The sequence below is a fragment of the Proteus sp. FME41 genome (assembly GCF_014897315.1).
In the GTDB taxonomy this organism is placed as follows: Bacteria; Pseudomonadota; Gammaproteobacteria; order Enterobacterales; family Enterobacteriaceae; genus Proteus.
In genome coordinates, this window is the sequence record NZ_JABUYL010000042.1 from 1 (window position 1) to 9,126 (window position 9,126).

Sequence of the window (9,126 nt, forward strand, 5' to 3'; positions counted from 1 at the left end):
AAAAATAAAAATACCGTCAATCTCCGTACTATAAACGGTTTTGATTTTTTCGTTTGCTACCAATGCTTTAATAACGTCCGGTTTTTTATTTTCGATCGCATCAACGACCTTCGAGCGTTGTAATTCGTCACCATTCCAAAATTGAGGGAACGTTTTTAATACGTTGTTCAGTTCTCTGATTAATTTAGTTTGCATGTCATTGCCTTATGACAGATTGAAAAATGAAAAGGATTATAGGGGAAGGTTGACGATACAGAAACAGGCTCATCATTGAACAGTGATAAAGTTGGGAAAAACATGGTTATTTAACATAAAGGTGCTTAAGCGTAATGCGACTTAGGCACTCGACCAATAATTCCACTCAGTCGCTCGAAATTCCTTATATTCCACCCATAAAAATCCCCATTTTTATGTTGGTTATTTGTTATCAAAATGACGATTTGGGGTTCAGCATAAAACTGACACCAAACGGCTATTTTTTCCAGAATTGCCACGGTTTTTTGGCTGGTACTGGTGCAATGGGTTCCGGTGTTGTCGGCAGCTTGGATTCGATTAATAGCATTGCTTGTTTCAGGCTGTCTATATGCTCGTCCTGACGTTGTAATTCTTTATTTTTGTTTTCAAGCAGTTGCTCTAAAAGTGCAATTTTTTGTTGTAACAGTGCAACGGATTGATCTGTTTTAGGTGTTGCATCGTGCTGCATTGCATTGCATCGCTTTGCGACAGTGTTGCATGTGTCGCCGTTAGTGAGCCGAATACACGAATAAGCTCTGATGTATCTACTTTTTTTGTGTTTGTTGCATCAGAAATTTGCGACAGTTTTCCTTGCTTAATATAGCGATGTATTGTTGTTCTGTTTTTTCCAGTTAGTCTGGCTGCCTCTGTAACTGATACCAGTGCCATAGATACCTCAGATCCGTCCGTATTTAGCTAAAATTTTCTCTAGCGTGGCTCGTTGTTTTTGAGTCAGCCATGTAAATGAGCCGTTTAGATCATATTTGCTCTGCATGTCACTCAGAAATTTAGCTTCAAAGCCGGTAAGCTGAATTTTTGCAGTTAAAGCATCATGCAATGTTGTTTTTAGTCCCTCATGAAGACGATTTTCAGGCGTTAAACGGATTGCCTTATCTTCTTTTTTTGATACTGGATCTTTAGCTAGCTCTGTCACAAGGTCAATTTGCTTATCCAGTTCAACTTGAAATATCAGGGTGTCAGCAGGACGACCGCGCTTTTCTATTGCTAACTTCATGTTGCTGTAGGTATTCAAATCTTTACTTACAGGCTTTAGCACGTCTCGGTTAAAGATCTTAAATTCCTTATATTTTTTCTCGATCATCATCATGAATTTAAAATCATTAATGCTAATTTCAACATTTGCTTTGTGAGTTTTACGTTGAGTTAATTCTTTGAGTATCCATTCGTAAACACGCATGGAATATTTATTTTCAAAGGCTTTGACGTGTTCCAGATTGTATTTTATGAATTTTTTCAACTGAAACAAATAAGGCAATATATCTTCACTAAAAACCAAAGATAAGGATTGTGTTTCTCTGTCAAACTCAGCGTAATTTACCCACTGGAATATGCGCTTAGATATCCTTCCAGTTGGATAGATTATTTCTACGGTTCTTGTCATTAACTCACTAGTCGCTTTATTTAAGCGGTGATATGCATTATCTGGTGATAAGCCCATCATCTTTGCATATTGCTGATAAGTGAAAGACACTGTTCTATCTGCTCTCGACGGGGTATCTAACGTTGGATTTAATAGAGCAACGCAACATAATATCAATTTAGTTTCATGCTCTGTTAGGTCATAGCGACTAACTGCCAATTCATTTGCTTTGAACACAACAAGCTCAGACATCAACACCTCGGTTATATTGGAAAAATTAATATCACCAATCATAAAGGTGATATTAATTTATAATCAATCACTTTTTTGTTTTTTTTTGTGAATATTATGATTTTCGTATCACCTTTGAGGTTTATTTTATGATTTTCATATCACCTTTTATGATTTTCGTATCACCTTTGTGTTTTTTTTATGTTTAAAATCAATGAAATAAAAACGCTAGAATAAAGAAAGAATAAAAGATAAAAAAGAATAGATCCCAGCCCTGTGGATAAATCAGAAAACTGCCGTCGATTTGCAGTAGTTAAAAGGATGTCGCAAACAAGGTTTGCTCCTTTTCAAAACAAACCTAAAACACCTCAGTAGCTCCCTCGCTTTGCTCGGGCAACTCGCTGACCCTTTCTTTTGTCTCCGACCATCCAGCCACTGCGTAGCTGTTTTTCCCGTGTCATTGAGTTCGCTTCGCTCACGGCTCAATCAGGAAAGTGGTTGTATGCGCTTCTGTGCTACGCTTTCAGTATTAGGCGATGAAATCCATTACCGAGCCAGTAAAACCTCTCCACGAACTTCCTGTGGCGTTTTAGAGGGCATTAACACCCTGTTCTAATCTTCCTTTTTCTGATTGAGTAATGCTTGCCCTTTTATTTTCCATTCTGCCCATTTGGGATTCTCACGGGGTAATTCATGCAAGCTGACTAATGCCCCCAGTAGTTTGGCAGGGTCATCTACCGGCTTACCCGTTTGACTGTCCACTAACCCCGCCATAATAAGTAACCCCGCTGATTGATAAAGGGCATGGTCACGCGCTTTACGGGCAGCTTTGGCTTCTGCACGCTTCTCTGCCTGAATAAGATTCATCACCTTCGTGCGGGCTTCCTGGGCTTTTTCTGCTGCACGCTCCGCCTGAATTAACAATGAGAGCGTTTTTATTTCTTGGGCGGTTTTATCCGCTTTATCGTGCAATATCACCAATAAGCGTTGTTGCTCATTCGGTGCTTTTAAACCACGGATATATTGCACTCTGTCTGTGAGCCATTTTGCTTGTTTTTCGTTTTTCATCTTTACCACTCATGCTGTTTTTAGAATGAAATAATTATGCTCATGATTGGCAACTCAGGTCAAATTCCACTACAATCCCTATCATCCTTTTTATTGATAGGGCGCACTTAGACGTTTCTTCACTTTGTTTAGAAACGGTGCGCGCTTGCAGCGGGCGAAAACAGCATGGCATCTTATCATCTCAGCGTTAAAATCGGCGGGAAAGGCAAAGCCGCTTCCCATTCCGATTATATTGCGCGTGAGGGAAAATATGCCCGTGAAAAAGACAATGACCTTGAACATAAGGAATCCGGTAATATGCCCGCGTGGGCAGCGCATAAACCGTCCGAGTTTTGGAAAGCTGCGGACACGTTTGAACGTGCCAACGGCTGTACCTACCGAGAAATTGAAATTGCCCTGCCGCGTGAATTGAAACCTGAACAACGCCTTGAGCTTGTTCGTGATTTTATTCAACAGGAAATTGGCGACCGGCACGTCTATCAATTTGCTATTCATAACCCCAGAGCGGCGATTGAGGGCGGTGAACAACCGCATGCGCATATTATGTTTTCTGAACGGCTTAATGACGGTATCGAGCGTGACCCGCAGCAGTATTTTAAACGGGCGAACAGTAAAGAGCCTGAGCGCGGCGGCGCGAAAAAGGTGCGGTTCGGCGAAACGCCGACAGAACGCAAGGAATACCTTATCGCGCAGCGGGAACGCTGGGCAACATTACAAAATAACCATCTTGAGCGTTATCAGCATCCTGACCGTGTGGATGCGCGTTCCCTGAAAGAACAGGGGCTTGAGCGTGAGCCGGAGCGACATTTTGGCGCGGGACAGGTCAGGAAGTTTGAACCTGAGCAGTTACACGCGGTGATGGAGCGCAGAGAAGCGGAGCGACAGGCTCAGCACTGCCGTGATGAACGCGACAGCGTGATTGATGTGACAACGTCATTACGGGAAGCCCTCGCAGAGCGGGAGAGCGTCACTGAAACTCCTAAATGGGATGTGACGCAAGATGAGGCTCAGGGCAGAACGTTTGATTTTGAAAAAGAGCCTGAAAAACTAACACCATTGGTCAATGATGTCTTGAGTGAGATACAAGAAGAGATTGACCTTCAATCCTTGATTAATGACTCGATGGCAGAGTTTCAGAATATTCATCAGGAACTGGTCAGGCAACAGGAGCGTGAGCGACTGGCTGAGAAGCAACGTCAGCAGGAAAAAGAACGGCAGCGACTCGCCGAGCAGAAACGACAAAAGCCGGATAAAGGCTGGTCATTTTCTCGATAGACAGGATTAAATATGAACGATGAGATTAAAAAAATTGCCGCGCTGATTGGTCATCAGCAAGCACAAGAGAAACGCGTTGCTGCATTGATTGATGAATTTCAGGCGGAATCAGCTAAATTAAGCCGCCAGACAGCACAATTGGCGCAAGTGATTCATGAAATGGACAGTGCTTCCGGTAAGATGACCGACACGGTCAGACAATCGGTGAGTACCGCTTTAACTCAGGTTGAAAAAGAACTCAAACAAACGGGATTGGCGCATCAGAAACCCGCCGTTAATGCACTCAATCAGGTGGTTACAGCAGCTAATGAATCCGTGAGTGCAATGCGACGTGAAATGTCTCGTTATACGTGGAAATCCGCGATTTATATCGCCCTGACAATGGTTGCTGTCATGGGGGGCTGTCTCTGGGGGATGTTTTATTTTATCGACAGTGGCTATGACCGAATTGCAAAAATGCAACGTATGGAAGCGGTCTGGCAGAAAAAAGCCCCGCTGGCTGATATCTCCACGTGTGACGGAAAACCTTGTGTGAAAGTGGATACAAGGCAGTCATATGGTGATAAAAAAGACACATATCTGATTATCAAACAATAAAAAAACGGCGCTGAATACGCCGTTTTCCCGTGCAAGTCGTCAAAGTAGCGAGGTGGTTTCTAGTGGTTCGCCCTCATTTAACCTGTTCTGCATGTCGGTGACGAATGCGTCCATCTGACTGTTAGCAAAGAACTTAATCCCGACCAGTCTGACGTCCTCATTTTCATCAATCACAATGCGTTCACGGTCATTCAGGGTTTCCAACATTCGCTCTTTCCATGCGTCACCCTGCAACCTATCATCCCCTTTCGGCTCAAGGAAAACCTGCCAGTAAGTATTATCCGCATGGCGCGTCAGTATCATGATGAAATCCGGCATAAAACCGCGTACACCGCCGAATTCTGTGAGCTTAAAGCGCGTTGACTGCTCATCGTTACGCAGCACGTAAATATCGTCGTAACGGGCTTTGAGTTTCGGCATAAAGGTTTCCAGCGTTTTTATCAGACGATGCTCTAGCTGATTCAGTATCGCATTGTCATACACGTACCATTTTTTACCGACCGTCTGTGTGGCAGTTATTTTCTGGTTAATGATAACCGACGGGTCAATGTGCAGGCTGTAGTCCTTGATAACATCTTTCACCGGCTGACTGATAAAGCGGTACGTGCCTTTCACTTTCTGGTCATTGCGTCGTATGTTCTCTGCAATACGCAGCAGGACGGTTTCCAGCAGATGCAGTTTGTCTTTTGCCGGTACGGCGGAGAAATCCAGTGACTGCGGCACGGTGACAGTGATGACCAGTTTGCCTAGATAGTCCTTGCTGTTGATAAACTCTCGAATAGTGGTCAGCTTCGGGAAAAAACGTTGCAGGTTATCCAGTGTGTAGAAACGGATTTTCTGCATCGCCTTGCGGTAAAAACGCGCATCCAATACCAGCGGTTCGTCTTTTGTAATGCCCCCCGTTGTTCCTGTCAGGTTGTCCAGCGACTCTTCACCGGCAGTTTGGTACGGTATTTCAAAGCGCGTTTCCAGTGAGTACGTTTCCCAGTTACGGCTGCTGCTCTCGATTTCTTCCACTTCGTTGAAATACAGCTTCCCGGTCTGATACACCGCGGATTTTTTAAAGTCCGCTTTCAGTCTGGCATGCTCAACCGTGCCGCCGCCATCCTGATGCGCGTCAATGTCTGCTTGTTCAAGGGATGCGTGCAGCGTTTTGATATACGCCGGTTCATTGATGGTGTGGTAGTGCAGTTGCTCCAGTACGCTTAACGCTTTTGCGCTGTTATCAAACCGGCGGGTGAAGCTGCGTTTACCGTCATAAACAAACGGGTAGTAACGCGCACCGCGTCCGATAAGCTGGGCTTCGCTGTCCGTGCCAGTTTTGCTGCTGCTCGCCTGCTCACTGATACGGACAATGTCATAGAGATTGAGTACGTCCCAGCCTTCATTGACTTTCGCCACAGCAAAAACGGCTCTTACCGGATTATCGACTTCTTCCAGCGTGTTCAGCAGAACGGGGTTTTCTTCCAGCAGGTCTGATTTGTTGACGTTCAGCAGGTTGAAATCGTTAAAATCTTCCTGAATCTGTCCGGTAACAGTTCCCAAATCGCTGTCGGCATAACGCTGTATCACTTTGTGCCAGATACTGGTGTCAGAGCTGAGTTGTACTTTTTTATTCGCCAGATGGCGTCTGACGCTCTCGGGTGTCAGTGCGGCAATCAGTTGCGAAAATTCATCCTGCTTCGCTTTCGAGATGGCGATTTTATTCGATTTGAACAAAATGACCGGTTTGAAGCCGGTGATATCGTGATCCGCTGCCACCAGTTTACGGTACTGGCTTAACAGTACCGCATCGAGCATCTTGTCAGTGTCGTTCTGGTTCGCTTCCAGTAACATGACTTTTTTCGAGTAACCATCTGACATGAACTGTTTTAAATCATACTGATACACCACTTTGTCACGGTATTTTTGCCCGATGTCTTTATTCGCGAGGTCAATGGTGGCGGTGAACTCGAACAGGCGGTTATCTGGTCGCAGGTCGAGAATGTTCTCAATCGTGCGCTCCCAAGTCTGCTCCTCGTTCTCCGATGAGTTTTTCGCTTTTCCTTTGGCTTTCGTACCGGCGTTGAAGTGATGCGCTTCGTCACCGAGCAGCACTAATGGAATTTCTTTTAAATCCTCGTAGGTGATGCTGTTTTCACGGTAGCTGTTCAGCTCATCGTGCATCTTATGGATGGTCGAGAGCTTGAGGTAAATTGTGTTGCGCTCCGGCGCAGACGGGAACGTCTCCACCGGTGCAATGGTGATTTTTTCCCCGTCGATTTCGACTTCCTGACTGAATAAGTATTTCGGCGACTGCGGGTTAAGCAGGTTCTCACGGGTTTTCTGGATAATCGCGTCGGTATGCACGAAGAAGATAAAGTTCTGATACCCGTACTCTTTAAACAGATAGAGTATCGTGCCCGCCATCACCATCGTTTTCCCGGCACCAGTCGCCATGTGAAACAGCAGGTGACGGTAATGCAGTTGCGCCTCATCCCGTTTACGCTGCGTGTAATGCAGGTAACGCAACGCGCCGTGTTGATACGGGCGCAGGGTATCTTTCAGATTTGCCTGAATATAATCCGGCGTCTCATAATGGTCGTGGAACAGCCCCGGCTCATCAAATTGGTTAAGTTTGTTAAACAGCAGCTTCTCACCGCCGGCGGATTTCGGTTTCTTCGCCATGCTGTTACTCCATCCCGTAGAAGCTGCGGGTAAAGGTTTTGTCACTCTCTGAGATATTCAGGTCACTGTCGTCTATCTCGGAGGCGTTCACATAAAGCTGATTTTTATCGAGGATCTCAATCAGCAGTTGTTTCTGTTCGTGCAACTCCAGTTCACTGAACGCGACTTTACGCGGAATGCCGTCCATCTCGTACTCAGCAGACAGCACGTTTTCCAACGCTACTTGGTAATTGAGGTGTGCTTCTGTTTTCATCACGGCAAAAAGTTTTTCCAGTTCTTCATTGGATTGCGCTTTCTGGATTTCATGTACGAAGTAGGCGTTCAACTCCATCAGCTCTGCATAGACAAAACTGCCGCCTCCCTGCCAGTTAACGTCTTTTGAAATACCACTTTGTTCTCCGGCAATGACTTTTTGCAGACGTGGCACGGTGATCTCATTGATATAATCCATCTGTTCAATGCCGATATAGCGACGTCCCATTTTATGGGCGACTGCTGCACTTGTTCCGCTACCAAGATGAAAGTCTAAGACGATATCATTTTCTTTAGAAGCAAGGCTAATTATCCGTTGCATTAATTTTTCGGTTTTTTGTCCATCAATAAAAGCAATATCAGAAACCCTATTTAAATTTCCAATGTCATGCCAAAAATTATCTATTTGTTTTCCGATCTCTTTTCTTTCTTTAAGATAATATTTTTCTCTTATTGTTTTGTCAGTAATATATAACCTATTGTCGTTTTCCAAAGCCTTTAGTTTTTCTTTGTTCATTCTCCACCCTTTTTCAGGGCAGATCCATTTTTTACCTGTATTATCTATATAATCATAAGTTGTTTGTGGCCCTGGTGAGCTTGTTTTTTGTAAGCTAACAGTGTTGTATTTACCTCTTCCATCAAAATCATCCTTATTATAGGATTTTATGTCAGCAGTACTGAGTTCCGCTGTGTATGGTTCTAATAATGAACTTTCTCTTTTGGAATAAAATAATATTGTATCTGTATTCCATGGCAGCTTACTTTTTACAGTTTTCCCTGCGTAGGTTCTATGCCAATAGATTGAATTCCTGTAATTCTCTTTTCCAAAAATTGAATCGCATAAAATTTTAAGATATGCCGATTCATTATCATCACATTGAATAAAAATAAACCCATCATCAGAAAGTATTTCTTTAGCTACCTGAAGCCTATTTTCCATGAATGTCAGCCATGTTGATCGATTGAATCGATCGTTATATTTAAAACTGTCATTTCCTGTATTATAAGGTGGGTCTATATAAATTAATTTCACTTTTTCTGCGTAAATTTTTTTTATTGAATGTAGTGCAATGAGATTGTTTCCCTTAATTATTAGATTTTCATTATCGTTAAATTGGGTGATATTTTCTTTTACAGCTTCTTTGGTATATCGCTTAGCATTGGTGAATGCTTTGAGTGAAAATAAAGTGTCAATTTCATCACGAGCAATGATTTCATTGTAGTAGATTTCATCCTTCCCCTGTTCTTCTTTGGTCATACCACCTTCAAGCACGCAATCCTTAAAAGGAAAGTCCAGCACTACGTCAGAGCTGTAATCAAGGTATTTACCTTCACTGGTTAATCCCACTTTATTGCGGTATTTAGTGAAGCTGTTTGCCCAGTATTCTTTGTATTTCAGAAGTTTGCACAATTTATCAAAA

The 9,126-nt window shown here is 43.4% G+C and carries 7 protein-coding genes and 1 pseudogene; 2 read left to right on the forward strand and 6 right to left on the reverse strand.

The annotated features are described in order from the left end of the window. The 4 genes and pseudogenes from INT04_RS18840 to INT04_RS18855 form a co-directional block, all read right to left on the reverse strand. Nucleotides 1-195, reverse strand: a pseudogene (locus tag INT04_RS18840) (site-specific DNA-methyltransferase); the annotation flags it as partial. 277 nt (nt 196-472) lie between these two features. Further along, on the reverse strand, nt 473-703 hold the full coding sequence (locus tag INT04_RS19405) for a hypothetical protein (RefSeq protein ID WP_226894190.1): 231 nt from the start codon (nt 701-703) through the stop codon (nt 473-475). Between the two features lie 207 nt (nt 704-910). Then, nucleotides 911-1,867, reverse strand: coding sequence for a replication initiation protein (locus INT04_RS18850; RefSeq protein WP_193017566.1), 957 nt, complete (start codon nt 1,865-1,867; stop codon nt 911-913). A 591-nt stretch (nt 1,868-2,458) separates the two neighbouring features. Beyond that, nucleotides 2,459-2,914: a conjugal transfer protein TraD gene (locus INT04_RS18855; RefSeq protein ID WP_193017567.1), complete on the reverse strand. Its 456-nt coding sequence runs from the start codon at nt 2,912-2,914 to the stop codon at nt 2,459-2,461. A 165-nt stretch (nt 2,915-3,079) separates the two neighbouring features. Here INT04_RS18855 and INT04_RS18860 point away from each other — a divergent pair, with 165 nt between their 5' ends. Together INT04_RS18860 and INT04_RS18865 are read left to right on the forward strand one after the other, a co-directional pair. Continuing rightward, nucleotides 3,080-4,189, forward strand: a complete 1,110-nt coding sequence (locus INT04_RS18860; RefSeq protein WP_193017568.1) for a MobA/MobL family protein — start codon at nt 3,080-3,082, stop codon at nt 4,187-4,189. 12 nt (nt 4,190-4,201) lie between these two features. After that, on the forward strand, nt 4,202-4,786 hold the full coding sequence (locus INT04_RS18865) for a tRNA modification GTPase (RefSeq protein ID WP_193017569.1): 585 nt from the start codon (nt 4,202-4,204) through the stop codon (nt 4,784-4,786). Between the two features lie 39 nt (nt 4,787-4,825). Here the strand turns inward: INT04_RS18865 and INT04_RS18870 are convergent, their stop codons facing one another. Beyond that, on the reverse strand, nt 4,826-7,453 hold the full coding sequence (locus INT04_RS18870) for a DEAD/DEAH box helicase family protein (protein ID WP_193017570.1): 2,628 nt from the start codon (nt 7,451-7,453) through the stop codon (nt 4,826-4,828). Between the two features lie 4 nt (nt 7,454-7,457). Beyond that, nucleotides 7,458-9,126 (reverse strand): site-specific DNA-methyltransferase (locus INT04_RS19410; protein ID WP_226894191.1); only part of this gene is annotated, 1,669 nt, incomplete at its 5' end.